The 23,199-nt window shown below is 74.3% G+C and carries 20 protein-coding genes; 2 read left to right on the forward strand and 18 right to left on the reverse strand.

Annotated features, from left to right (window positions below):
• Positions 1 to 63: 63 nt before the first annotated feature.
• From ACTJIY_RS03540 to rpmF, 9 genes are all read right to left on the reverse strand, one after another.
• Positions 64 to 3,057 carry a glycoside hydrolase family 3 C-terminal domain-containing protein gene (locus tag ACTJIY_RS03540; RefSeq protein WP_440673317.1) on the reverse strand — a complete coding sequence of 998 codons (2,994 nt, stop codon included), beginning with the start codon at positions 3,055 to 3,057 and terminating at the stop codon, positions 64 to 66.
• Between the two features lie 200 nt (positions 3,058 to 3,257).
• Positions 3,258 to 3,671, reverse strand: a complete 414-nt coding sequence (locus tag ACTJIY_RS03545) for a hypothetical protein (RefSeq protein WP_440673316.1) — start codon at positions 3,669 to 3,671, stop codon at positions 3,258 to 3,260.
• Between the two features lie 128 nt (positions 3,672 to 3,799).
• Positions 3,800 to 6,196, reverse strand: a complete 2,397-nt coding sequence (locus ACTJIY_RS03550) for a glycoside hydrolase family 3 protein (protein ID WP_353707164.1) — start codon at positions 6,194 to 6,196, stop codon at positions 3,800 to 3,802.
• Between the two features lie 267 nt (positions 6,197 to 6,463).
• On the reverse strand, positions 6,464 to 7,849 hold the full coding sequence (locus ACTJIY_RS03555; protein WP_253051998.1) for an ATP-binding protein: 1,386 nt from the start codon (positions 7,847 to 7,849) through the stop codon (positions 6,464 to 6,466).
• Complete coding sequence (locus ACTJIY_RS03560; RefSeq protein ID WP_440673315.1) at positions 7,846 to 8,559, reverse strand: LytR/AlgR family response regulator transcription factor; 714 nt, start codon at positions 8,557 to 8,559, stop codon at positions 7,846 to 7,848. Before ACTJIY_RS03560 ends, ACTJIY_RS03555 begins: the two co-directional genes overlap by 4 nt.
• Before the next feature lie 178 nt (positions 8,560 to 8,737).
• Positions 8,738 to 12,958 (reverse strand): SCO7613 C-terminal domain-containing membrane protein, encoded by a 4,221-nt coding sequence (locus ACTJIY_RS03565; protein WP_440673314.1) that lies wholly within the window; start codon positions 12,956 to 12,958, stop codon positions 8,738 to 8,740.
• 93 nt (positions 12,959 to 13,051) lie between these two features.
• The gene (locus tag ACTJIY_RS03570) at positions 13,052 to 13,969 is read right to left on the reverse strand and encodes a ketopantoate reductase family protein (protein ID WP_440673313.1); all 918 of its coding nucleotides are present in this window, start codon (positions 13,967 to 13,969) and stop codon (positions 13,052 to 13,054) included.
• 32 nt (positions 13,970 to 14,001) lie between these two features.
• Complete coding sequence (locus ACTJIY_RS03575; RefSeq protein ID WP_440673312.1) at positions 14,002 to 15,297, reverse strand: YibE/F family protein; 1,296 nt, start codon at positions 15,295 to 15,297, stop codon at positions 14,002 to 14,004.
• A gap of 61 nt (positions 15,298 to 15,358) precedes the next feature.
• The gene (rpmF, locus tag ACTJIY_RS03580) at positions 15,359 to 15,529 is read right to left on the reverse strand and encodes a 50S ribosomal protein L32 (RefSeq protein ID WP_154797174.1); all 171 of its coding nucleotides are present in this window, start codon (positions 15,527 to 15,529) and stop codon (positions 15,359 to 15,361) included.
• Positions 15,530 to 15,706: 177 nt separating this feature from the next.
• Between rpmF and ACTJIY_RS03585 the strand changes: the two genes are divergently transcribed.
• A complete protein-coding gene (locus ACTJIY_RS03585; RefSeq protein ID WP_253051988.1) occupies positions 15,707 to 16,078 on the forward strand; it encodes a hypothetical protein in 372 nt (123 codons plus the stop codon).
• A gap of 228 nt (positions 16,079 to 16,306) precedes the next feature.
• Here ACTJIY_RS03585 and ACTJIY_RS03590 read toward each other — a convergent pair whose 3' ends face one another.
• From ACTJIY_RS03590 to rpmB, 7 genes are all read right to left on the reverse strand, one after another.
• Positions 16,307 to 16,588: an HU family DNA-binding protein gene (locus ACTJIY_RS03590; protein WP_087470693.1), complete on the reverse strand. Its 282-nt coding sequence runs from the start codon at positions 16,586 to 16,588 to the stop codon at positions 16,307 to 16,309.
• Positions 16,589 to 16,743: 155 nt separating this feature from the next.
• Positions 16,744 to 18,189, reverse strand: a complete 1,446-nt coding sequence (gene aztD / locus ACTJIY_RS03595; protein WP_440673311.1) for a zinc metallochaperone AztD — start codon at positions 18,187 to 18,189, stop codon at positions 16,744 to 16,746.
• A 61-nt stretch (positions 18,190 to 18,250) separates the two neighbouring features.
• Positions 18,251 to 18,373, reverse strand: coding sequence for a type B 50S ribosomal protein L36 (ykgO, locus tag ACTJIY_RS03600; RefSeq protein ID WP_047231790.1), 123 nt, complete (start codon positions 18,371 to 18,373; stop codon positions 18,251 to 18,253).
• The gene (locus tag ACTJIY_RS03605) at positions 18,370 to 18,669 is read right to left on the reverse strand and encodes a type B 50S ribosomal protein L31 (RefSeq protein ID WP_353707151.1); all 300 of its coding nucleotides are present in this window, start codon (positions 18,667 to 18,669) and stop codon (positions 18,370 to 18,372) included. The genes ykgO and ACTJIY_RS03605 overlap by 4 nt, the downstream gene beginning before the upstream one ends.
• A gap of 59 nt (positions 18,670 to 18,728) precedes the next feature.
• A complete protein-coding gene (gene rpsN, locus ACTJIY_RS03610) occupies positions 18,729 to 19,034 on the reverse strand; it encodes a 30S ribosomal protein S14 (RefSeq protein ID WP_253051966.1) in 306 nt (101 codons plus the stop codon).
• On the reverse strand, positions 19,034 to 19,201 hold the full coding sequence (gene rpmG / locus ACTJIY_RS03615; RefSeq protein ID WP_021483268.1) for a 50S ribosomal protein L33: 168 nt from the start codon (positions 19,199 to 19,201) through the stop codon (positions 19,034 to 19,036). The genes rpsN and rpmG overlap by 1 nt, the downstream gene beginning before the upstream one ends.
• Positions 19,201 to 19,437 (reverse strand): 50S ribosomal protein L28, encoded by a 237-nt coding sequence (gene rpmB / locus ACTJIY_RS03620; RefSeq protein WP_440673310.1) that lies wholly within the window; start codon positions 19,435 to 19,437, stop codon positions 19,201 to 19,203. The genes rpmG and rpmB overlap by 1 nt, the downstream gene beginning before the upstream one ends.
• A 174-nt stretch (positions 19,438 to 19,611) precedes the next feature.
• On the opposite strand from rpmB, the gene ACTJIY_RS03625 reads away from it, so the two are divergent.
• Complete coding sequence (locus ACTJIY_RS03625; RefSeq protein WP_440673309.1) at positions 19,612 to 20,808, forward strand: GTP-binding protein; 1,197 nt, start codon at positions 19,612 to 19,614, stop codon at positions 20,806 to 20,808.
• Between the two features lie 37 nt (positions 20,809 to 20,845).
• Here ACTJIY_RS03625 and ACTJIY_RS03630 read toward each other — a convergent pair whose 3' ends face one another.
• The gene (locus ACTJIY_RS03630; protein WP_253051960.1) at positions 20,846 to 21,700 is read right to left on the reverse strand and encodes an SDR family NAD(P)-dependent oxidoreductase; all 855 of its coding nucleotides are present in this window, start codon (positions 21,698 to 21,700) and stop codon (positions 20,846 to 20,848) included.
• A 134-nt stretch (positions 21,701 to 21,834) separates the two neighbouring features.
• A complete protein-coding gene (gene surE, locus ACTJIY_RS03635; protein ID WP_439158028.1) occupies positions 21,835 to 23,136 on the reverse strand; it encodes a 5'/3'-nucleotidase SurE in 1,302 nt (433 codons plus the stop codon).
• Positions 23,137 to 23,199 lie beyond the last annotated feature (63 nt).

Here is a 23,199-nt window from a genome sequence, read left to right on the forward strand (position 1 = left end):
CCCGACGGCGCCGGGTGCCGGGTCCCCGGGCGGTCGCCCGCCCGGGGACCCGGTGGTCACCGGCTACCGGGCGGCGGGGACCGCCGGCTCGGAGGCGGGTGCGGCGACCTTCTCGGCCGCCGACCGGTGCCGGCGGACGCGCCGGACCACGAGGAAGGCGCCGACCAGGACGAGCAGCCCGAGCAGGACCGACACGCCGATCTGGACGTAGACCCAGGTGGGCGGCGTGTAGGTGACCGTCGCGCCGGGGGCGAGCCCGTTCATGGCGTTCGAGTTGGCCACCGTGAACAGGATGTTGTGGGTCGCGTTCCGGATGTCCGTGACGGCCTTCGCGGACGTCGTGTCGCCGAACGACTTCGACGGCTGGAAGGTGAGCGTCAGGTCCGTGCCCCCGTCGAGGCCCTCGTTGGGGTTCATGTACGGGTACAGGTTGAAGTCCGTGATCGCGAAGCCCTCGAAGCCCCACTCCCCGCGCAGCACGTCCGTCATGAGCGGCTTCGAGCCGCCCGTCCACGTCGCGCCGATGCGGTTGAACGAGCTCATGATGCCGAGCGCCCCGACCGTCGTCTCCTCGATCGTGCCCTCGTCGTCCGCGATGTAGCGGACGTCCAGGGAGACGTCCTTGATCGCGAGCTCGAACGGCTTGAGGTAGATCTCGCGGATCGTCTGCTCGGTCGCCCAGGTCGCGGGGCCGTTGTCGACGCGGTTCGTCTCCTGCTCGTTGAGCGCGAAGTGCTTGAGCATCGTGTAGACGCCCTTGCTCGCCGCGCCGTTCGACACGGCGGCGGCCATCCGGCCCGAGAGGAGCGGGTCCTCCGAGTAGTACTCGAAGTTGCGGCCGCCGAAGGGCGAGCGGTGCAGGTTCACCGCCGGCGCGTACCAACCGTTGAGGCCCTTCTGGAGCGCCTCCTCGCCGATCATCGTGCCCATGGCGGTGCCGAGGTCGACGTCCCACGTCTGCGCGATGAGGACCTCGGACGGGTAGGCGACGCCGTTGATCGACGAGTTGATGAAGGACGAGAAGCCCGCCGGTCCGTCGGGCTCGACCGTCTGCGGCTTGGCGATCGAGGCGATCGCGGCCGTCTGGTACGCACCGTTCAGCAGCATGTCCGTCATGTCGCCGACCGTCAGCGAGTCGAGCAGCTCGTCCCACTGCGGGTCGTCCTTGGGCAGCCCGCGCAGGTCGACGAGCGTCAGGTCGGAGCGCTCGCCCGTCGTCGGCGTCTCGCCGTCGAACGCGGCGGCCTCGGCGTCGTAGTCCCAGGCGGCGAAGCCGTCCTGCGTGGCCTCGTCGGCGACCGACTGCTCCGCCGTCGGGGCCTGCGGGAACGTGCCCGCGAAGTCCGCGCGGGACATCGGGACGACCGTGCCGTCCGCGCCGTCGGCGCTGAAGCGCGCCGAGACGTCGTCGAACCGGTTGGTCACCTCGGCGAGGTCCGACGCGCGGTGCTCCTCGCCCGCGTACACGACGTCGGACGCGACCGGGTACGTGATCGGCGCGGTGCCCGCCGCGACGGTGTGGGAGTCGGTGCGCAGGCTGAGCGTGTAGTCGCCCGCCTCCAGGACGTACGCCTTCGCGCCCAGGTGGTCGTAGGACGCCATGTCCTCGACCGCGATCTCCAGGGTCACGGTCTCGCTCGCGCCCGGCTCGATGACGCCCGTCTTGGCGAAGTCGCCCAGGACGACCTCGGACTTCTCGATCCCGCCCGGCGTGTACGGGGCGGTGTAGTAGAGCTCGACCACGTCGCGGCCCGCGACGGCACCGGTGTTCGTGACCTCGACCGTGACCGCGACGGTCCCGTCGACATCGCCCGCCTCCGTGCCCGTGACCGCCCAGGTGAAGTCCGTGTAGCTCAGGCCGTAGCCGAACGGGTAGACCACCGCGTCGTCGTAGTCGACGAAGCCCTCGGCCGCCGCGGTCTCGTAGTAGCGGTACCCGACGTAGATGCCCTCGGTGTAGTCGACGAACGGGGCGTTGCTCGTGACGGTCGCGTTGGACGTCGCCTTCTCGACCGCGGAGACCGGGTAGGAGGCCTCGATGTTCGAGTAGAAGAAGCTGCCGAAGTTCGCGAACGTCGGGTCGGCGGTGAAGTCCGCGGCCCAGACGTCGGTCGTGCGGCCCGACGGGTTGACCTCGCCCGTGAGGATCGTCCCCAGGGCGTTGAAGCCGGTGGCGCCGGGCGAGCCCGCGAGCAGGATCGCGTCGACCTCGGGGTCGGCCTGCAGCTCGCCGAGCTCGAGGGTCGTCGACGCGTTGACGACCACGACGACCGTGTCGAAGCTCGCCTTCGCGAGCGCGATCAGGTCCTTCTCGTCCTTGTTCAGCTCGAGCTGGTGCTGCCCCGGCTCGGCGTTGTCGTCCCAGCCCGTCATGTCGCGCGTGAGGTCGCCGCCCTCGCCGCCGGGGCGGCCGATCGTGACGACCGCGGCGTCGCCGAACTCGGCGAACGTCCCGGACTGCGCCTCGTACTCGCCGACGGGCAGCTCGCCGATCGTGTAGCTCGACGCGTCGGGGTTGTCCATCTCGATGTGGCCGCGCGGGTTCTCGGCCGCGAACGCCTCGATCGTGGCGTAGACCTGGTCGTTGACCGTGAGGCCCGCGTTCTCGAGACCGCCGCGGACGGTCACCGCGGAGTTCGTGTCGACCGATCCGGAGCCCGAGCCGCCGAACACCGGGTCGGCGGACGCGCGGCCCAGCATCGTCACGCGGGCGTCCGCGGCGAGTGGCAGCGCGCCGGCCTCGTTCTTCGCGAGGACGATGCCGCCCGCGGCGATCTCCTCGACGAGCGCCTTGGCGGCCTCGTCGACGGACTCCTGGCTGTCGTGCTCGGCCGTGTAGTACTCGGTGTCCCAGCCCGAGGACTCCTCGGAGTTGGTGAACGTGTAGGTGCCGGACCCGAGCTGGGACGCGACCCAGCCGCCCGCGACGTTGAGCGCGACGTTCGCGACGACGACGAGCACGGTCACCGTCGCGAGCACGGGTACCCAGATCCACAGGAACTTCTTGTTCGACATCGGCGTCCTGCCACCGTCGGCGTTCTTCGCCCTGGCGTTCACTGCATTCCTCCTCGAGTGCGGGCCCGTTCCTCAGGCTAGGAGCGGGGTACGGCGCCGCCCGCCGCGGCTGCACGATCGGTCGTTTCTGCGGCACGGACGGTCGTCGTCGTGCGCGACCCGTGCGCGGGGTGGTGCCTCGTCCGTCCGACGTGCCGCCCGGCGGACCGGACGAGCCCGCCGGACGGGCGAGGCACGGGTGGCTACTCCCCGGCCGGGGTGATGGTGCCGTCCTGGTCGATCTGCCACGTCTCGCCGGTCGCGGCGGAGTCGGCCTCGATCGTGTACTTCCCGTCCTTGATGTCGACCGTGCCCTGGACGCGCGAGGCGGCGTCCGAGGGGACGAAGGGCACCACGAGGAGGCCGTACTTCACGGTCGGCTCCTTGACGTCGCTGGCGAGCATGATCTGCGCCCAGCTGTCGTCCTCCGCGAGCGCGTCGGCGACCGCCGTGCGCGCGTTCTCGAGGTCGGTCGCCACGTCGACGTCGGCCGACTGGCTCTCCGACGAGGACCCGCCGGGTGAGTCGTCACCGCTGCCGCACGCCGTCAGCCCGAAGGCCCCCGTGACGGCGACGAGCAGCCCGATCCCCGTGGTCAGCGCCTTGTTCCGCTTCACTTCCTGCTCCTTGGTTCGTTCGTGCCGCGGGCCCACCCCGCGGCCTGGTCGGGGTCGGACGGCGCCGGGCGGGCGCCGTCCGCCCCGGACGGGCGGCCGCTCGTGCGCCCGCCCGCCCGTGCGGTCCGTCAGTCCGTGATCGGCCCGCTGAAGTTCAGGCCGAAGCCGAATGCGTACGCGTTGCCCGCCGCGTCGGTGTAGGGCTCGGCGTCCTCCCCGACGTCCTCGAGCTGCTTCTCGACCGCGTCCATGGAGGCCGGGAAGCCGATCGGCAGCCGGCCCTGCGTCTCGTGCAGGCCGAGGGCCGACTCGATGAGCGCCTGGTCGCTCACCCCGAAGCCGACGAGGATCGCGTCGGACCGCGACTCGAACTCGGCCGGGACGGTCGGGTTCGTCGCCTTGAGGACGGTGATCACCGGGATGTCCTTGCCCGACGCCTCGACGGCCGCGAGCGCCCGGTCGAACGCGTCGAGGTCCGACTCGTTCGCGATCCGCGAGGTCTTGCCGTAGTAGGACCGGTTCTCCTGCGTCCCGTCCGGGAGCAGGTCGCCGGAGATCGACGTCTGGCGCACGTTCGCGCCGTCGGCGGTGTACGGGCGGTACTGCAGGGAGAGCGGGTACCACTCGCCGGTCTCGCTGTCGTGGCCGGCCTGCGAGAACGGGTTGCCGTTGTTGGGGCTCTTCATGCCCACGAGCACGAGGTCGACGTCGGACAGGTCCGGCGCGGTGTAGCTCGTGACCTTGCCGTCGGCGTCCGTCACGGCCTCGTCGGTGACGACCTTCCCGAAGTACTCCTCGGCGGTCTCCTGCGTGATGCCCGTGCCCTCGGTGTACTCGCCCGGGCCGAACACGCCGGCGAAGCCGGTGTCGTAGGACCGCGGGATGTAGACCGTCTTGTCCTTCCACGCCTCGGCGTCCGAGGCCGCGACGGTCCCGTCGTTCTTCAGCATGACGACGGAGTCGAGCTGCGCCTCGTAGCCGGCGTCGACCTTGTCCTCGCTGCCGACCGTCGCCGTGGAGGCGTCGAGGTCGAGGTACGGGTTCTCGTAGAGTCCCGGCTGGAACAGCATGGTGAGGATGCGCGTGCCGGACTGGCGGAAGCGGGTGTCGGCGTCGACGTCGTTCGTCCCCGCCTCGAAGTCCTGCTGCCACAGCTCGTGGGCCGCCAGGACGGGCTCGACGGCGTTGTTGCCGCCGAACATGTCCACGCCGTTCTTGAGGATCGCGTAGTGGCGCTCCTCGACCGTGAGGTCCTCGACGCCCCACGACGTCCCGATCATCGCGTCGGGGTCCGTGGTGCCGCCGGCGGTGACGCCCCAGTCCGTGACGACGACGCCGTCGTAGCCGTTGTCGTCGCGCAGGATGCTCAGGCGCTTCGAGTCGTAGGCCGAGCCGACGCGCTCGCCGAACAGCGGCTGCCCCTCGCCGTCCAGCGCGATCGAGTAGGCGGACATGACCGCCGCCGCGTCGAGCGCCCCGACGAACGGCTCGGTGTGCTGGTCGAAGTTGCCGCCCGGGTACACGCCGTACTTGCCCGCGGTCGTGTGGGACTCGCGACCGCCCTCGCCCGGCCCGTCGCCGGCCCAGTGCTTGATCATCGCGTTGACCGACTCGGTCCCCCAGCCCTCCTGGCCCGGGGTGCCCTGGAAGCCGCTCACGTAGGCCTGGGCCATCTCGGTGCTGAGGGCGACGTCCTCGCCGAACGTGCCGTCCACGCGCAGCCATCGCGGCTCGGTCGCGAGGTCGATCTGCGGGCTGAGCGCCGTGGCGATGCCCAGCGCGCGGTACTCGGCGGACGCCGCCTCCGCGAACTTCCGCGTCTGCTCCGCGTCGAACGTCGCCGCGAGGCCGAGGTTCGACGGCCACCGGGAGATGTCGCCCGAGGCGTTGTAGTCCGAGGCGCCGGCGGTCGAGCGCGGGTCGGAGCTGAAGTTCACCGGCACGTAGGGCTCGTCCGCGGTCGCGAGCGACTCGGCGAAGGCCTGCATCTGGTTGGACCAGGTGACGTTGGCCTCGACGTCGTTCGGGCCGGCGTTGAGCACGTTGCGCAGGTGGGAGTCCGTCAGGTACTCCTTCTGCGCGTCGGTCAGCCCGTCGGCGGGCGACCGCTCGTGCGAGCTGAACAGCATGAGGCCGGCGATCTGCTCGATCGTCAGCTCCTCGGACAGCGCCGCGGCGCGGTCCTGCGCGCTCTCGCGCCAGTCCTCCCAGGTGTCGAGCGTCCCGTTCGCGTTCATGTCCTTGAACGCGTACTCCTGACCGTCGACCTCCTCGGTCAGCAGCTCGACGGCGCTGTCCGCGCCGTAGGAGAGCGTGGGGCCGTCACCCGGGTTGTCGACGACCACGAAGGCCGTGGTCCCGTCGGTGACCTCCCGCGTGGTGAACGCGTCCGACGCCTTCTCCTCGTCCGGGGTGCCGGCCGTGCACCCCGCGGTGGCCACGAGGGCCAGGCCCGCGAGCGCCGCCGCTCCCCGGACGCGCGCCGCCCTGCCGTCGAGCTTTCCCGCCGTTGTCGTTGTCCTCATCGACCTTCCCTTGTCGTCTCCGCGCTCGTCGGCCACCGCGCCGTCCCCGCCGCCCCACCGGGGCACGTGCGTGGCTGAGCGAGCTCTGCGAACCCGTCGAGGCCCGGACGTCGTGGTCCTGAGCCGCGCCGCCACGCTATGGACGGCCCGGGCGGCCCGGGCGGCGCGGTGCACGAACCGTCGCTTTGCGTGCACGATCGGTCGGCGAGGTCACGACGGGGTCACGGCGCGGGGGCCGGAGGTCCCGTCGGGTCGGGCCCGGAAGGCCTACGCGGTGGTGGCCCCCGACGTGGCCGACCGCCGGGCGGCGGCGGTGGGCGGCCGGTCCTGCGGCAGCGGGAGCAGCACGCGCAGCAGGAACCAGCGGTCCTCGGTGTTGACCGTCATGGAGCCGCCGTACTTCTCCGCGGTGTACCGGATGGACTTGAGGCCGTACCCGTGCCGGGTCCGGTCGGCGCGCCGCGTGACGATGTCGCCGCCCTCCGTGTGGAGCTCGCCGGAGAAGTAGTTCTCCACCGTGAGCAGCACGAACCGGTCGCGCGCGTAGACGGCGACCTTGATGATCCGCCGCTCCGGCTCGGGCACCGCCATGACGCCGTCGATCGCGTTGTCCAGCGCGTTGCCGAACACCGCGGCGACGTCCATGGCGGACATGAAGTCGAGCAGCGCGCCGTCGACCACGCACGTGAGGTCGATGTCGCGCTCGGCGCACTCCTGGCTCTTCGTCGTGAGGATGACGTCGAGCACCCCGTTCCCGGTGTCCGCCTGCCGGGCGTGACCCGAGATGCTGGCCTCCAGGTCGTCCAGGTAGGACGCCCGGCGTCGCGGGTCGACCTCGGCGCGGATCACGCCGATCTGGTGCTTGAGGTCGTGGTACTTGCGGTGGACGATCTTCATGTTCCGCTTGGACTGCAGGTACTGCTCGTGCTGGCGGCGGAGCATCTCGTCGATCGCCCGCACCTCCGACCGCGCCTGGTGCTGGAGCCGCTGGCCCTGCTGCGCGTACAGCGCCACGAACCCGCACAGGTCGACGAGCGTGCGGATGTAGAAGATCTCCAGGCCGAGGCGCCCGCTGAACGGGGTGTTGGCGTTGAGGAAGCTGATGTTGCTCATGAAGAACGTGACGAGCGCGATCGCGACGGCCGACGCGAGCTCGCCGACCGTGACGTCGAGCTCCTGGTCGGGGCGGAAGTGCCGGGACTCGACGACGTACGCGACCCCGTACCCGACCGCGTAGACGAGGACGAAGAACGCGACCTGCCACGCCGTGCCGGGCCGCCCCTCGGGGAGGAAGAAGAAGCAGTGGACCTGCCAGTGCAGGGCCGCCACGAGCTCGGCGAGCACGAGCGCGCGGGCCGCGAAGTACCCGGCGTCCCGTGCCGAGACGCGCGCCGCCGCGACGATGAACCCGTACATGCACGCGACCGCGGCCGCCATGCCCACGGTCCAGAGCTGCCGCGGGAGCAGGTCGGCGAGGGCCTGCACGCCGACCTGCGCGCCGAGCGCCGCGGCGGCGAGGAGGACGAGGCGCGGGCGCGGGAGCCGCGGTCGCCGCAGGAGCACGTAGACGAGGCACGCGAGCCACTCGGCCAGCCCGGTCAGCGCGCGCGGGATGTCCGGCAGGGTCTCCAGGATCGAGGGTGCCTGGGTCATGCGCGCCGCGCCCCGAGGTAGTCGGTGAGCGCCGCGAGGAACGCCTTCTTGCGGGCCCGGCTGATGAGCAGGTCGTGCCCGCCCACCAGCAGCACGCTGCTGCCCTGGATGGCCAGCACGTGCCGCAGGTTGACGAGGTAGCCGCTGTTGCTGCGGAAGAAGTCCTTGCCCTCGAGCTGCGCCTCGAGCGCCTTGAGCGGCCCGACGACGGAGTACCGTCCGTCCACCGTGTGCACGGTCGTCCGGTGCTTCGCGCTCTCGAGGAAGACGATGTCGTCGGTCGACACGCGGGCGAGACCGCCGTCGACCGCGAGCAGCAGGTAGTCCGCCGACCGGCGCCGGAGCCGCGCGACCGACCGCTTGAGCTCCTGCGAGAACGCGAAGTACCGCAGCGGCTTGAGCATGTAGCTCAGCGCGTCGACCTCGTAGCCCTTGATCGCGTGCTGCGTCATGTTCGTGATGAAGATCAGCACGACGTCGGCGTCGACCTGCCGGATGCGCTGCGCGGCGCTGAACCCGTCCAGGTTCGGCATCTCGACGTCGAGGAGCAGGATGTCGAAGTCGGGCCGGTACCCGGCGACGACCTGCTCGCCGTCGGTGAACATGGCGACCGCGAACTGCTCGTCGTGCTCGCGCTCGTACCGTCGCAGGTACTCCACGAGCAGCGCGCTGCTCGCGGGGTCGTCCTCCACGATGCCGATCCTGATCACGATGCCGTTCTCCAGGGACTGTGGCCCCCCCGGGGCACGACCGCGCCGACCGGACACTGCTTGTGCCGTCGCGGCCTCGCCCTGCTCCTCCGTTGCCGATTCGCCCGCCGGCACGCGGCGGGCCCCGATCATTATGGGCCACGCGGCGCGAAAACGGGCCAGTCGGTAGGGATTTGCGTCAGCGGAGGTCGCGCACGTACGCCGCGGCGCCGTCGTACGCGGCGATCCGGCGCTCGTAGTACGTCGCGATGATGAGCAGCAGGCCGCCGGCCGCGGCGAGCGTCAGCATCCAGGGTCCGGCGGAGATGCGCGTGCCGAGCTGGGACACGAACACGACGAGGATCTCGACCGGCAGCACCGCGACTCCCAGCAGGAACGGCGCCGCGAGGTGCTTGCGCGTCCCGACGAGCACCGCGGCCAGCGCGAGCACGACGACGAGCACGGCCCGCCAGGTGCGCGCGTCGGTGTACGTGGCGAGGACCGACGGCCCGAGGAGCGCGAGCAGGCCCGGGGCGAGGGTCCGCCACGACCCGGCGAACCCGACGGGCCACCCGGCGAGCGACGGCGTCGCGCTCGCCCGCGCCCCGGCCTGGCGGGCCGGGCCGCCCGGACGACCGGGGTCGTCGCCCGCCGTGCCGCCCGAGGTGCCGGGCACCGCCGTCGTGCCGGCCGCGAGCGCGAGGTACCCGGCGACGAGCAGGCCGGCGCCGAGCGGGAGCGAGAAGACCTCGACGCGCAGCTCGCGCGGCGACCACGCGCCGATCGCGGCGACGAGCGCGAGCGACCACGTGAACCAGGCGGGCGGGAGGTCGAGCCGACCGCGCACCGCGCGTCGCACCCCGACCACGAGGAGCGCGAGCAGGGCCACCTCGACGAGCCAGACCGTCGCGATGACGCCCCACACCGGCCGGACGTTCGCGACGGTCCCGACCACGGCGAGGGTGGCGGCGGGCGCCACGGCCCAGCGCCGCGCGACGTCGGCACCCCGGCCACCCGCCACCACCCGGGCGCCCACGAGGCCCGCGCCGAGCGCGACCCCGCCCGCGGCGAGCGCCCAGGCGAACCCGAGCAGGAACACCGCGCCGCCGCCCGGCGCGTGCGCGACGTGGAGCGACTCGACGGTCCCGCCGGTCGCCGCGAGCACTCCCGCGCCCGCGAGCCGCAGGGCCGCGGCGCGTCGCCAGCCGCCCTCGCCGGTCCCGCGGCCCAGCAGCACCGCGGCGAGGACGCACCCGGCCCCGGCCACGACGAGGAGCGGCGCCCGGACGTCACCCGCGCCCGGCGCCGCGCCCAGGGCGAGCACGGACGGCACGACGAGCAGCACCAGCCCCGCGCTCGCGAGCTCCCACCACCGGCGCCCGCGGCGTGCGAGCAGCGCCCCCACGACGAGGGCGGCGAGGGCGGGCGGCGCGGTGTACGCCTCGACGAGCCCGACCTCCGCCGCGGCGAGCGCCGTCCACAGCGCGGCGGTCCCGAGCGCGGCGGCGAGCCACCACTCGCCGCGCCGGTCCCGGTCGCGCGCGGCGAGGCCGGCGCCCACGGCGAGCAGGAGCAGCACCGCGACCGCGACCGTGGGCCCGGCGGCAGGGCGCCCGAACGCGAGCCCGACGGCGATCGCCCCCGTGAGCGCGGCGCTCGCCTCGACGGCGACGCGACCGGCGGCCAGGTGGATCCGGGCCGTGACCGGGCGGGCCGCGGCGACCGCCGTCGCCACGAGCAGCGCGACGACCGGCAGCACGACGGGCGACCCGCTGCCCGGCAGGAGCAGGGCGCCCGCGCTGACGACGGCGACGGCCGCCGTCGGCAGGACGAGCGCCGCGGCGAGGACGCGCAGCGCGGTGACCGACCCGGGCCGCCGCGAGCCGACGAGCACGACCTCGAGCGCGAGCATCGCGGCGCACGCGGCGACGGACCACCAGCTGCGCTCGTCGACGACCGTGAGGACGCCGAGGCCGAACGGCACCGCGGTCACGCCGAGCACGGCCCACCACGAGTCCCGGTCGGCGCGCGGGACGAGCGTCACCGCGAGCGCGGCGAGCGAGGCGACCCCGGAGACCGCGCACAGGACCGCGACGGTCCCGGCGCCGCTCCACGCGAGCGTCACGCCGAGCACGAGCAGCGCGTAGCCGTAGGCGGTGCCGACGAGCGGGGCGTGCAGAGCGCGCGGCGCGGCGGCCCGCGCCGCGAGCAGGAGCCCGCCGACGACGACCGCCCCGGCCGTCGCGGTCGGGCGTGCGACCCACGAGCCGGCGACGAGGAGCAGGACGGCGGCGATCGCGCCCGCGACGGCGGCCGCGTACCAGACGCGCGCCTCGGCCCGTCCGACCGGCACGGCACCGTGCCGCAGGACGGTTCGGCGGGCGGGGAGCGCCCCGGCGACCGGGCGCAGGGCACGACCGAGCCCTCGTCGGACGGCGCGGACGATCGCGCCCGGCGCGGCGCCACCGGCGCCGACCCCCGGGTCGCCGGCCCCGGCCGCCAGGCCCGCCCGGTGCCCGTCGGGCGGAGCGGTCGTGACGGGCCGGGCGGTCGCGACGACGAGCAGCGCGGCGAGCAGCGCCAGCAGGACCAGGGAGGTGACGCCTGCGAGCCGCGGGTCCAGCACGAGGGCGACGACGAGCGCGAGGAGCACCCACGGTCCGAGCGCGCGCCCGGTCCGCACGACCGGGGCGGCACCGAGCCGTCGCGCCCCGGCGAGGCGCGGGAACGGCACGGGGACGGGCGTGCGCAGCGGGAGCCGCGCGGCGACGAGGAGGACGACCAACGCGGACAGCAGGCCGAGAAGCGTCCCGTCGAGCAGCGCCGCGCCGACGGTGCCGCCGCGGACGCCCTCCCCCCACAGCCCGGCGGACAGGACCCCGACGCCGAGCGGCGCGTCGTCGAGCGTCGCGGCGGTCCCGGCGGTGCCGGTCACGAGGACCTCCGCCGCGCGCACCCCCGCGACGGCCAGCGCGGGCCCGGCCCCGACGAGCGCGACGACCGCGCCGCCGAGGAGGGCGTCCGACCGTCCGACCGCCGGGGCCGGGGAGCCGAGCACGCCGGACACCGCACGCGGCGAGGTGAGCGCGAGGACGAGGAGCCACGTGCCGGCCGCGAGGGCGGGGACGAGGCCGAGCCATGCGACGTCACCCCCGGTCCCGAGCAGCGCGCCCGCGAGGACGGCCGTCGCGCCGCCGACCGCGTACCAGCGCCGCTCGCGGGTCGTGACGCGCAGGAGCACGGCCGCGAGCGCGGCGCCGAGCGCGACGAAGGCAGCCCCGGAGCCGGTCGGGAGGCCCGGCGGGGCGGCGACGGCGAGCCCGACGACCACGGCGAGCGGCACGGCGACCGTGCGCACGACGCCGAGCAGCGCCTGCTCGCCCCGGAGGGCGCGGCCGACCCGCGCGCCGGAGCGCGCCGCGACGGGTGCCGCGAGCGCCGTGAGGCACGCCGTCGCGAGGAGGGCGGCCGCCCAGCCCCACGGCGCCTGCGCGGCCGGCGCCGCGACGAGCGGCACGAGCGGCCCGAGCACCACGGCGCTCGTCACCCACGCCCGGACGCGCGCCCGGTCCCCGACCACGCCGAGGCCGGCCACGACCGCGGCGAGCAGCGACGCGCGCGCCGCCGCGGTGCCGACGCGGTCGAGGCCCCACGCGCTCAGCGCGAGCTCGACGTCCACGACCGCGAGCACGACGGCGAGCGCCGCGACGGACTCGGCGGACGAGCGCAGGCCGCGCGACCGCAGGAGCACCGCGGCCCCGACCGTGAGCACCGTGACGACCCCGGTCACGAGGGCGCGCAGCGCGAGGTCGTCCGCGAAGGTGAAGAACACGAAGACGACCGTCGCGACGGCGAGGAGTCCCGCCCCCGCCCCGGCGAGGACGGGCTGGAGACCCACCGAGCGCGACGGCGCCGCGCCCGGCACGACGACGGCGCGCGACCCCGCGGGTGCGGGCGGGACCGACCCGGCCGGCGACCCGGACGACCGGGGCAGCGAGGGATGGACCGGCGCCGGACGGCGTGGCCCGGGCGCGGGCACGGTGCCGGCCACGGTCCCGGCCACCGGCGCGACGGCGGGCGGGCGCGGGCCCGCCTGTCCGCGGCCGGTCGGGTCGAGCGGGCGCATCGCGCCGGGCGGGCCGGCGGGGACCGCGCGGGCTCCGGACGGCGCGGCGGCCGTGCGGGCCGCCCACGCGGCGGCCTCGGGCTGGGCCGCGCGCAGGGCGTCGAGGGCGACCTGGCGACGCGAGAGCGCGTCGGCCGCCTCGCTCGACGCCGCGGCGACCTCGAACGCGAGCGGGCCGGTGAGGTCGAGCAGGCACCGGTCGCAGCGGGACGACCGCAGCGTCGCGGCGCACGCGGGGCAGGAACGCGTCTCGGGCAGCCGCGCCAGCGCGACGTCGACCCACGGCTCTCTCATGACGGACATCCTGGCGAACCTGTGAGGCGCCTGGGGACGCGTCCACAGGGGGTCGCGTGGCGGTCCGGTGAAGGCTCCCGGCGGACGCCGCCGTCAGCCGCCGAGGCCGGCGACGAGCGCGCGCGTGAGCGGCGCGTCCACGCCCGCACGGTCGGCGGCCCGGACGATCGCGCCGCCGATGGCGTCCACCTCGAGCGGGAGACCGGCCTCGGCGTCCCGCAGCATCGAGGACTTGGCCTCCGGCGCGAAGCGCTCGTAGCGGGCGAGCGTCCGCTCGGGGTCCGACGGCGCCCCGCTCGCCGCGGCGACGGCCGCGACCTCGCGCACGAGCGCCTCGAGCTCGGCACCGTGCGCGGTCCGCACGTCCCCGATCGGGGCACGGTACGTCGTCGTGAGCAGGGCGAACGGGGCGAGGAACGAGAGCTTGGCCCACATCAGCGCGGTCTCGTCCGCGTGGACCCTCGTCTCGATCCCGGCCCGGTCGAGGAGCTCCCGCACGGCCTCGACGCGCTCCGGCTCGACGGCGCCGGGCGCGAGCCCCACGTCGACGAACGCGCTCGTGTGCTCGATCTCCCCCGGGGCGACGCGCGCCGACTCGACGCTGATCGTCGCGGGCAGCACGCGCTCGGTCCCGTAGCGTGCGCGCAGCACGTCGAGGTGGTCGAGCCCGTTGAGGAACGGGACGACGACGCCGTCGCCGAGCGCCTCGGGCGGCACCCGGTCGAGCGCGTCGTCGAGCGCGGTCTGCTTGACCGCGACAAGCACGACGTCGACCGGCCGGTCGAGCCGCGTGACCGCCCGCGCGGGGACGTGGAGCTCGCCGATCTGCCGGCTGCGCACGTGCACCCCGTGCTCGGTCAGCGCCGCCGCCGTGGCCTCCCCCGCGAGGAACGTCACGTCGGCCCCGGACCGCGCGAGCAGCGCGCCGACCAGCCCACCGACCCCTCCCGGCCCCAGCACCGCTGCGCTCCGGCCGTCCCGGCCGTCTCGGCCGCTCGTCGTCCCCGTCACCGTCGTCCTCCCGTCGTCCCGCCGGGCCGTCGTCAGGCCGCGGGGACCTCGACCCTACCCACGGGGACGGACCCCACGGACGCCGTGCCCGGCACGGTGAGCGCCGCGATGGCCGTGGTGATCGGGATGGCGAGGACGAGGCCGATCGAGCCGACGAGCGTGCGCACGACCTCCTCCGCGATCTCGCCCGAGGTGAGGCTCGTCGCGAGGCTCTGGTCGGAGAGGTAGACCGCCATGAGCAGCGGCAGGGCCGCGCCGACGTAGGCGAAGGCGATCGTGTAGACGGTCGAGGCGATGTGGTCGCGCCCGATGCGCATGGCGCGCGCGAACAGCTCGCGCCGGGTCGCGAGCGGCGCGACCGCCCGCAGCTCCCAGACCGCCGACGCCTGGGTGATGGTCACGTCGTTGAGCACGCCCATGCCCGCCAGGACGATGCCGCACAGCACCACGCCCTGGATGTCCAGGGCGGGCGCGTACTGGGGTATCCACAGGGACTCCTCCGAGGTGAGCCCCGTGATGTTGGCCGCGCCCGAGCCCCACCACCCCAGCACGGCCGTGAGCGCGAGCCCGGCGAGCGTGCCCAGCAGCGCCGTCGACGTGCGCGCGGTGAACCCGTGCGCGACGTAGAGGACGACGAACATGACGAGCGACGACGTCACGAGCGCGACGCCCAGCGCGTCCTGCCCCGTGAGCAGCGCGGGCAGGGTGAACCAGGTGATGACGACGAACGCGCCCGCGAGCCCGGCGAGCGCCGCGAGGCCCCGCCAGCGCGCGACCGCGAGCACCACGACGGCGTACGCGACCGCGAGGATCCCGATGGGGAGCCCGCGCTCGAAGTCCATGAAGACGTACGGGCTCGCGCCCGCCCCGACGGCCTCGGCGATGTAGAGGACGCGAAGCCGGTCACCCTCGTCGAACCCGTAGGCGACGTACTCGGGCGGCGCGCTGACGGTGATGGCGTCGCCACCGACGTCCTCGCCGCCCGCGCGGGAACCGGCGTCGAGGCTGGCGGGCACCTCGCCGGTCTCCGCGTCGATCGGCCCGGTGACCGTGGCGCGCAGGACCGAGCTGCCCTCGGCCGCGACGGGGATGCGGTCCGGGACGTCCGCCGACGCGGGCCACAGCGCGACCAGCCCGGCCAGCGTGGCGAGCAGGGCGGGGACGAGGAACGCCGCGAGCGTGAGACGCACGCGCCGCGTCGCCGGGGCCGCCGGCCCGTGCGCGTGGCCGTGCCCGTGCAGGTCGGCGCGCGACCACCCGGTCTGCTCGCGCCGTTCCCCGCGCCCGGGGACGGGGCCGGACGTCAGGTCGGGGCTCGGCTCGCTCACCCGAGGATGCTGCCACGGCGGGCCGACGGCGCGGAGCGGCACGCGCCGTCGGGCACCGGGATCACTCCGGGAGCGTCACGTAGCCTCGACGCACGCCCGCAACGAGGCGGCGCGGGAGGGTGACCTCGCGCCCGTCGACGACGACCGTGACGAGCTCCGGCACCTGCGCCTTCCACTGCGAGCGACGAGCCCGGGTGTTCGAGCGGGAGAGCTTGCGCTTGGGCACGGCCATGGGGAGTCCTTCCGGTGGGTGGTACGCCCAGCCTAGCGGTTCATGAGAACGATTCTCAAGATGTTCGCCGGGCGGACGCGGGCGGGCGGTAGCATCCCGAGGGCCGTCCGCCCGAGTGGCGGCGACACAGCGGTCACACCCCGTCACAGCCAGCCACGAACGCCACGAGGAGCCAGCATGGCCACGGTCGACTACTTCCTGTCCGGCGACCCCGAGGTCGCCAAGCAGCACCTGCACGCCGCGCTCCAGGAGCAGGGCTTCACCGTCACCACGCGCCCGACGGGCCAGTGGGCCGCCGAGCGCGGGAGCAAGCAGAAGACGTTCTGGCTCGGCGCGTTCGCCGGCAAGGCGCAGCACCTCGTCTTCACGGTCGACTTCATGCTCCACGGCGACCAGCTCGTCGCCCGCATCGACCGCCCGACGGGGCACGGCGCCATGGCCGGTGCCATCGGCGTGGCCCGCTCGAACAAGGCGTTCTCCGAGGTCGACCAGGCGATCGGCACGCGCCTGACCCAGCACGGCATCCTCGCGAACGTCGTCCACGCCTGACCCCCCCCCGGCCCCCACCCCCCGGGCCCTCGACCCCCACCCCTCGCGCCGAACACGCCTCCACCCCGCGTCGAGAACGACCTGAGGGTCGTTATCGGGCGCATGACGACCCTCATGTCGTGTTCGGCGCTGGGGCGGGGAACGGGGACGACGAAGGCCCGGAGCCCCTCACGGGGTTCCGGGCCTTCGTGCTGCTGACCGGACCGGCAGCGGCCGGTCAGCGAGACGTCACTTGGCGACGGCCTTCTTGAGCAGGCTGCCGGCGCTGATCTTCACGCCGAAGCCGGCCGGGATCGAGATCTCCTCGCCCGTACGGGGGTTGCGGCCCGTGCGGGCGGCACGCTCGACGCGCTCGACGGACAGGAGGCCCGTGACCTTGACGGCCTCGCCCTTGCCCAGCGACTCGATGAGCACCTCCTGGAAGGCGTTGAGGGCCTTCTCGGCGTCCGCCTTCGACAGGTCGGCCTTGCTGGCGATGGCCGAGACGAGCTCGGACTTGTTGAGCGACATGCGAATCCCTTCTTCGGTTCACGACGCGCGGTGGTCACCACCCGTCGTCACGGTCTCAGTGTGCCAGCCGCGAGGCCGTGCACCGGGGACAACACTAGGGAACACGCGGAGTTTCGCGCGACTTCTCGCGGCCTCCGGGCGTCGCGTGTCGGCGCTCAGCCCTCCTCGTGGTCGTGGTCGTGACCCTCGTGACCGTCCTCGGCGTGCTCGTCGTGGGCGTGCTCGCCCTCGTCGTGGGCGTGCTCGTGGTCGTCGTGCGCACCGGTCGCCGCCGGCTTCCCCGTGGCGCCGGCGAGCTCGTTCGGGACGACGTCGAGCGCGGTGCTCTTCCACACCTCGCCGCCGACGTAGTCGACCGCGTGGATCGCGCGTCCGGCCGGGTCGGTGACGTACGCGATGCCGTCCTGGACGAGCAGCGTGGGCCGCGGCTCCTGCCACTCCTCGGGCTCCTCCCACGCGTCGACGACCGGGATGGAGCGCACGACCGTGCCCGCCTCCGGGTCGATGACGTGCAGCGACCCGTCCGTGCCGAGCACGAGCGCCTCGCCCGCGTCGCCGCGCCCGAGCGAGCGGAAGGTGTAGCTCGCGGGCAGGTCGACGAGGCGCAGGCTCGCGTCGCGCGTGTCGATGAGCGAGACGCGGGTCGGCCGCTCCAGCTCGGCGTCGGGGTCGGACTTGTAGTCGCCGAGGACGACCGGCGACTCCTCGCTGCCCGCCTGGTTGCCGATGCGCCCGTAGGCGTCCGGGGCCGCGACCTTGCTGATCGCGCCGCCCGCGACGACGACCGCGCCGTCCTCGCAGCCGATGACGACGGCCTCGCCCGCGGCGACGGCCTCGCCGTGCACCCCGGGGCACTGGTCGCTCGCCGCGACCTCCTCGCCCGCGGCGTCGAGCAGGCGGACCCCCGTGCGCGCGTCCTCGGTGCCCTCGGAGACGACGAGCGAGCCGTCGGACAGCTCGACCGCCACGCCGTGGTGCGCTGCGGGGGTCGTCAGGGTGCGCGCGTCGTCGATGCCGTGCGGGTCGGCCACCGCGGCGGAGTCGAGCACGGTGATCTCGCCCGTGCCGTCGTCGAACAGCGCGGTCCGACCCTCGTGGACGACGACGTGGCCCGGCTTCTCGGCCGCGTACGTCACGTCCGTGAGGACGGGGTCCGCGGTGTAGAAGTGGTCGTGGTCGCCGTGCGGCTCGGCCCAGGTGCCGGCGTCGAGCACCTGGAACCCGCCGGACGTCGAGACGAGCAGGTGGCGCCCGTCGCCCGCGGGGTTGAGGCGGTTGAAGCCGGCGAGCTCGAGGTCGTCGACGACCTCGAGCGTCGTCGCGTCGAGGACCTGGACGCCGCCGTCGTACGTGATCGCGAGGCGCGGCGTGAGCGCGGCCGCCTCGCTCACGTCGGAGGTGGCCGACGGCGCGGGCTCGGCCGCGTCGCCCTGCTCGCCCTCGGAGCCCGCCCCCTGCGCGCACGCCGCGACGAGCGTGAGCGGGAGGGCGAGGCCGAGCGCGAGGGCGAGCGGGCGGCGTCGGGCACGGGCGCCGGGAGGGGCCGTCACCCGGGCGGGATCGGCAGCGGCGTCGGTCGGGTCGGGTGCGGTGTGGTGCATGCGTGGTCGGCCGCCCGGACACCCGGGCGGCCGCTCCTCTCCGGTGGTGGTGGTGCGCGGGTCAGCCCTGACGGGCCTTCCAGCGCGGGTTGGCCTTGTTGATGACGAAGGTCTTGCCGTGCCGGCGCACGACCTTCGCCCCGGGCTTGTCCTTGAGCGAGCGGAGCGAGGCGCGGACCTTCATCGCGCACCCCCGCCCTGCGCGCCGCCGCGGGCGCCGTAGCGCTGGCGGAACTTCTCGACGCGGCCGGCCGTGTCCACGACGCGCTGCGTGCCCGTGTAGAACGGGTGGCTCGCGCTCGAGATCTCGACGTCGACGACCGGGTAGGTGTTCCCGTCCGTCCACGTCACGGTCTCGCGCGGGACGCCGGGGCCCTGCGGGTGGTCGCCCGCGAGGGTCGAGCGCGTGAGGAACGCGAAGTCGGCGGACTTGTCGCGGTAGACGACGGGCCCGTAGACGGGGTGGATGTCCTTCTTCATGGTGGTTCTCCTTGCTGGGCCGGTGACGGGACGGGAGCCGCCGCGCAGGGCGGCCGCCGTCACCAGCTCGACTTCGTGACTCCGGGCAGCTCGCCACGGTGCGCCTGTTCGCGCAGGCGCACGCGGGAGAGCCCGAACTTCCTCAGGTAGCCGCGCGGGCGGCCGTCGACGACGTCGCGGTTGCGCACCCGCGTGGCGCTCGCGTCGCGGGGCTGGCGCTGGAGCTCGCGCACCGCGGCCGCCTTCTCCTCGGGCGAGGAGGTCGGCGACGCGACGACGCGCTTGAGCTCCGCGCGACGCTCGGCGAAGCGGGCGACGACCTCGACGCGCCGGTCGTTGCGCGCGACCTTGGACCGCTTCGCCATCAGCGCTCCTCGCGGAAGTCGACGTGGCGGCGGACGACGGGGTCGAACTTGCGCAGGACCATGCGGTCGGGGTCGTTGCGGCGGTTCTTGCGGGTCACGTACGTGAACCCGGTGCCCGCGGTGGACCGGAGCTTGATCACGGGACGGAGGTCGGTGCGGGTAGCCATCAGAGCTTCTCCCCTCGGGCGAGGATCCGCGCCACGACGGCGTCGATCCCCTGGCGGTCGATGGTCTTGATGCCCCGGGCGCTGACGCGCAGGGTCACGTGACGACCCAGCGTCGGCACCCAGTAGCGCTTCTTCTGGATGTTCGGGTCGAAGCGACGCTTGGTCCGCACGTGGGAGTGCGAGATCGCGTGGCCGAACCCGGGAGCGGTGCCGAGCACCTGGCAGACGGCGGACATGGCGGTTCCTCTCGGGGTCGGTCGGGGCGACGGGGACGACACTAGATAGTGAGAATCATTCCCGTCAAGACGCTATGCTGACCCGCTGTCGAGAACAGTTCTCAGGAGCGGGTTGTTCCCGGCGTCGACCACGAGGTCGCGCGGGGCGCCCCAGACCACGGATCGGAGCGCTTCATGCCCTTCTCGCCGCACCCCTCGCCGGACCCGTCGCCCGACGACACCCGCGTCGCCCTCAGCGTCCTCGCGACGATCGACCCCGTGCTGCGGGAGAGCGCCGTGTTCGGGCTCGTCGTCGGGGCGCCGCGCGTCGTCGCGCTCCGGCACGACATCCGGGCCGCCGAGGACGCGCTGCGGCGCGTCGTCGTGGACGCCACCGGCGTGATCGAGGACGAGGTCGTGCCGCTCGAGCACGCGTGCCTGTCGTGCGCCGTGCGGGAGGACGCCGTCCCGACGCTGCGCCGGCTCGCCGACGACGGCCGCTGGGACCACGTCGTCCTCGCGCTGCCCGTGGCTGCGGAGTCGCTGCCGGTCGTGCGGGCGCTCGCCGCGCAGACCACCCCCGGCGGCGAGCTCGAGCGCCTCCGTCTCGCTACCGTCCTCGCCGTCGCCGACGTCGACACGCTCGAGCACGACCTGCTCGACGACGACCTCGTCTCCGAGCGCGGCGTCGGGCTGACGGAGGACGACCAGCGGGCGGTCGGCGAGGTGCTGGCCGCCCAGCTCGAGCACGCCGACCTCGTGGTGACGACCGGTGACGTCGCGACCGCGGCCACCGGGTCCGGGCTCGTCGACCGCCTCCGCGGCGTCGGCACCCGGCGGGTCGACGGGCTGCACGCGCTCGTGGCCGACGACCTCGCCCGGTACACGCACGACCCCGCCGCCGGCGAGCGCCGCGCCCACCCCCTCGGCGCGCGGGGTCCGCTCCCCCGGCGCGACGAGCCGTCCAGCGACCGGAGCTGGACGATCGAGCTGTGGTCGGCCCGGCCGTTCGATCCCGAGCGCCTGCTGCGCCGGATCGAGGACCTCGGCACCGGCCGGGTCCGGTCGCGTGGGGTGTTCCACGTCGCGAACCGCCCCGACTCGCTGTGCGCGTGGGACGGCGCGGGCGGCCAGCTCTGCATCGGCACCCTCGGCACCTGGGACGACGCCACGACGGCCGAGGGGCGGCCTGTCGAGCCGCACACGCGCGTCGTGATCGTCGGGGCGACGGCCGCGGGCGACGCGGACGACGACGGCGGTCGCCGCCGGCTCCTCGACGCGTTCCGCGACGTGCTGGCGACGCCCGACGAGCTCGCCGACGGCGGCCTGCGCTGGCTCGGCCGCACCGACGTCCTCGCGCCCTGGCTCGGCGCCCGCAGCGACGCCGTGTGACCTTCAGGCACCCAGGGTGACCGCTCGGGGCGTCACGTCATGCGGTGATGTTGGCGCTGTCGCCGCCAGTGACGGCGAAGCTGGTACCGCTGACCATCCTCGCCTCGTCGGAGGCGAGGAACACGACCAGCGGTGCGACGTCCTCCGGCTCGACCCACGGCACCCCCAGGGGGAGCTTGGCACGCTGGGCCTCCGCGGCGGTCTGCTCGTCCTGGGCGACGTCTCCGGTGGGCTCGTGCCCGCCGGCGCGGATGATCTGCGCGTAGCGGTCCTCGTGACGGGTCAGCGCGGTGTCGACGAGTCCCGGGATCACCGCGTTGACGGTGATGCCGTGCTCACCGAGGTCGAGCGCCGCGGACTTCATGAGCCCGATCAGCCCCCACTTGGACGCCGAGTAGCCGGCGCCCCCGAGCGTGCCGTGCTGGCCCTGCGTGGACGAGGTGATGATGATGCGCCCGCCGCCGCGCTCGATGAGCAGCGGCGCAGAGGCCCGCACGACGTTCGCCGTCCCGGTGAGGTTGATGTCGATCTGGTCGTCCCAGAGCTCGTCGCTCATGTCCAGCAGCGACGCGAAGCCCTGCACGCCGGCGTTGGCGAAGACCACGTCGACGCCCCCGAACCGCTCGACGACCTGGGCGAACCCGGCGCGGACGGCCGCCCGGTCACGCTGGTCGAAGACCACCGGGAGCCACTCGACCCCGGCTTCCTCGACGAGGCGGCCGGTCTCGGCCAGGTCCTCGGGGTCAGCGGGGGCGTAGTCCATCGCCGGGCTCGCCAGCGCCGCGATGTCGGCTCCGGCGACACGGTATCCGGCGCCCGCGAACGCGACCGCCGCAGCGCGGCCGATCCCCCGTGCCGCCCCGGTGACGACCACCACTCGTCCGTCGCTCACGGGTGTCTCCTGCTCTCTACGTTTTGCGGCCACTGTCGCCGCTTCGGCACACCCGCGCCACCCGAGGAAGCGCGGCGGTCGGTCCCGGGTGCCGGGGGTGGAACGCGTCGGACGACGTTCCACCCCCGGCGTCGTCAGCAGGCGACGGCGGCGTAGTCGACGTCGACCTCGACGCTCCGACCGTCGCCGGAGGCCGTGAGCCGGCTCGTGCCGGCCTCGACGGAGCGCGACCGGGAGCTGAACGACTGGTACGCGGCGGCACCGGGCTGGACGTCGCTCACGGACCTCTCCCCGAACGGCGTCGAGAGAGTGACGTCGAGGGGCACGGTGTCGTCGTTGCGGACGAGCGCCGCGACGTACGCGGTCCCGGCGATGCAGCGGCCGGTCGCGCTGGCCCGTACCGCCACCGTCGACAGCTCGCTGATGACCGAGCCGATCTCGGGCGTCGCGGCGAGGTGGGTGCGGTCGGGCGTCAGCGGCGTGACGGTGATGTAGCCGGCCCGGTTCATGAGGTAGTCGGCGTCGGGACGGGTCTCCGCGACGCACGTGGTGTCGCCGGCCTGGCACCCGCTGAGGCCGACGGTGAAGGACCGCTCGCCGCTCGGGTTGTAGGAGTGGCGCGCAGTCGTGCCGGTGCCCACCGGGGCGACGACGACGCCGGCCGGGCTCTGGTCCGCCGTGAGACGCGGGAAGTTGATGTTCGTGACGTACTCGGTGGTCAGCGCGTCCTGCCGGACGACCTCCTCCACGTACCGGACGGCGAACCGCGCGGTCCGCTCGTAGACCGCCTGGTGGTCCGCGCCGGTCGCCGACGCGCTGATCGCGAAGCCGGGGGTGTTGACGGACAGGGCGGACAGGGCGGCCCCCGCCGTCCCGGAGTCGTTCACCGACGAGCCGAGGTTGGGCCCGGAGTTGATGCCGGACAGCACCAGGTCGGGGCGCTCCGTCCACCCGAGCACGTGCTGCAGGCCGCCGCGGACGGCGAGCTTGACCGTGTCGACGGGGGTGGCGCTGCGCGACTCCGGCGTGCACCGCCCGTCGATCGGCTGGCACACCCCGAACACGGCACCCTGGCTCGGCGCGTCGCCGCAGTCTGCGGCGTAGCGCTCGGGGAGCGTGTCCGCCTCCTGCATGTGGAACGTGCCGCTGTTCGTCACCGCGGTCCCGGCCCCGCTCTGGTAACCCCAGGGCGCGACCACGACGACGTCGGCACCGGCGTCGCAGAAGACCTTGCGCAGCTCGTACAGCCCCTCCCCGTCGGAGCCGTTCGGCCGGGAGTTCTGCATGGAGTCGTCGTTGGAGATGACGATCCGGAGACCCTCGAGGGGGTCGTCCGGGACGGTCGACGCAGAGGCAGGGCCGAGCGCGGCGACGAAGGCTGCCGCGAGGGCCGCCGATCCGGCCAGCAGGGCGCGTCGAAGAGTACGTGCGGTCATGGGTGTGCTCCTGGATGTGAGTGGTGGGGACCGACGTGACGTCGGTCAGGTCCGTCGGTCACG

Origin of the sequence: Cellulosimicrobium sp. 22598 (genome assembly GCF_052044445.1) — a bacterium.
In the GTDB taxonomy this organism is placed as follows: Bacteria; Actinomycetota; Actinomycetes; order Actinomycetales; family Cellulomonadaceae; genus Cellulosimicrobium; species Cellulosimicrobium cellulans_G.

What these genes read in the sequence shown, in the direction of transcription:
- ACTJIY_RS03550 (WP_353707164.1), bottom strand. Translation starts at nt 6,196, where the DNA reads ATGAGGACAACGACAACGGCGGGAAAGCTCGACGGCAGGGCGGCGCGC.
- ACTJIY_RS03555 (WP_253051998.1), bottom strand. Translation starts at nt 7,849, where the DNA reads ATGACCCAGGCACCCTCGATCCTGGAGACCCTGCCGGACATCCCGCGC.
- ACTJIY_RS03565 (WP_440673314.1), bottom strand. Translation starts at nt 12,958, where the DNA reads ATGAGAGAGCCGTGGGTCGACGTCGCGCTGGCGCGGCTGCCCGAGACG.
- rpmF (WP_154797174.1), bottom strand. Translation starts at nt 15,529, where the DNA reads ATGGCCGTGCCCAAGCGCAAGCTCTCCCGCTCGAACACCCGGGCTCGT.
- ACTJIY_RS03585 (WP_253051988.1), top strand. Translation starts at nt 15,707, where the DNA reads ATGGCCACGGTCGACTACTTCCTGTCCGGCGACCCCGAGGTCGCCAAG.
- ACTJIY_RS03590 (WP_087470693.1), bottom strand. Translation starts at nt 16,588, where the DNA reads ATGTCGCTCAACAAGTCCGAGCTCGTCTCGGCCATCGCCAGCAAGGCC.
- aztD (WP_440673311.1), bottom strand. Translation starts at nt 18,189, where the DNA reads ATGCACCACACCGCACCCGACCCGACCGACGCCGCTGCCGATCCCGCC.
- ykgO (WP_047231790.1), bottom strand. Translation starts at nt 18,373, where the DNA reads ATGAAGGTCCGCGCCTCGCTCCGCTCGCTCAAGGACAAGCCCGGGGCG.
- ACTJIY_RS03605 (WP_353707151.1), bottom strand. Translation starts at nt 18,669, where the DNA reads ATGAAGAAGGACATCCACCCCGTCTACGGGCCCGTCGTCTACCGCGAC.
- rpsN (WP_253051966.1), bottom strand. Translation starts at nt 19,034, where the DNA reads ATGGCGAAGCGGTCCAAGGTCGCGCGCAACGACCGGCGCGTCGAGGTC.
- rpmG (WP_021483268.1), bottom strand. Translation starts at nt 19,201, where the DNA reads ATGGCTACCCGCACCGACCTCCGTCCCGTGATCAAGCTCCGGTCCACC.
- rpmB (WP_440673310.1), bottom strand. Translation starts at nt 19,437, where the DNA reads ATGTCCGCCGTCTGCCAGGTGCTCGGCACCGCTCCCGGGTTCGGCCAC.
- ACTJIY_RS03625 (WP_440673309.1), top strand. Translation starts at nt 19,612, where the DNA reads ATGCCCTTCTCGCCGCACCCCTCGCCGGACCCGTCGCCCGACGACACC.
- surE (WP_439158028.1), bottom strand. Translation starts at nt 23,136, where the DNA reads ATGACCGCACGTACTCTTCGACGCGCCCTGCTGGCCGGATCGGCGGCC.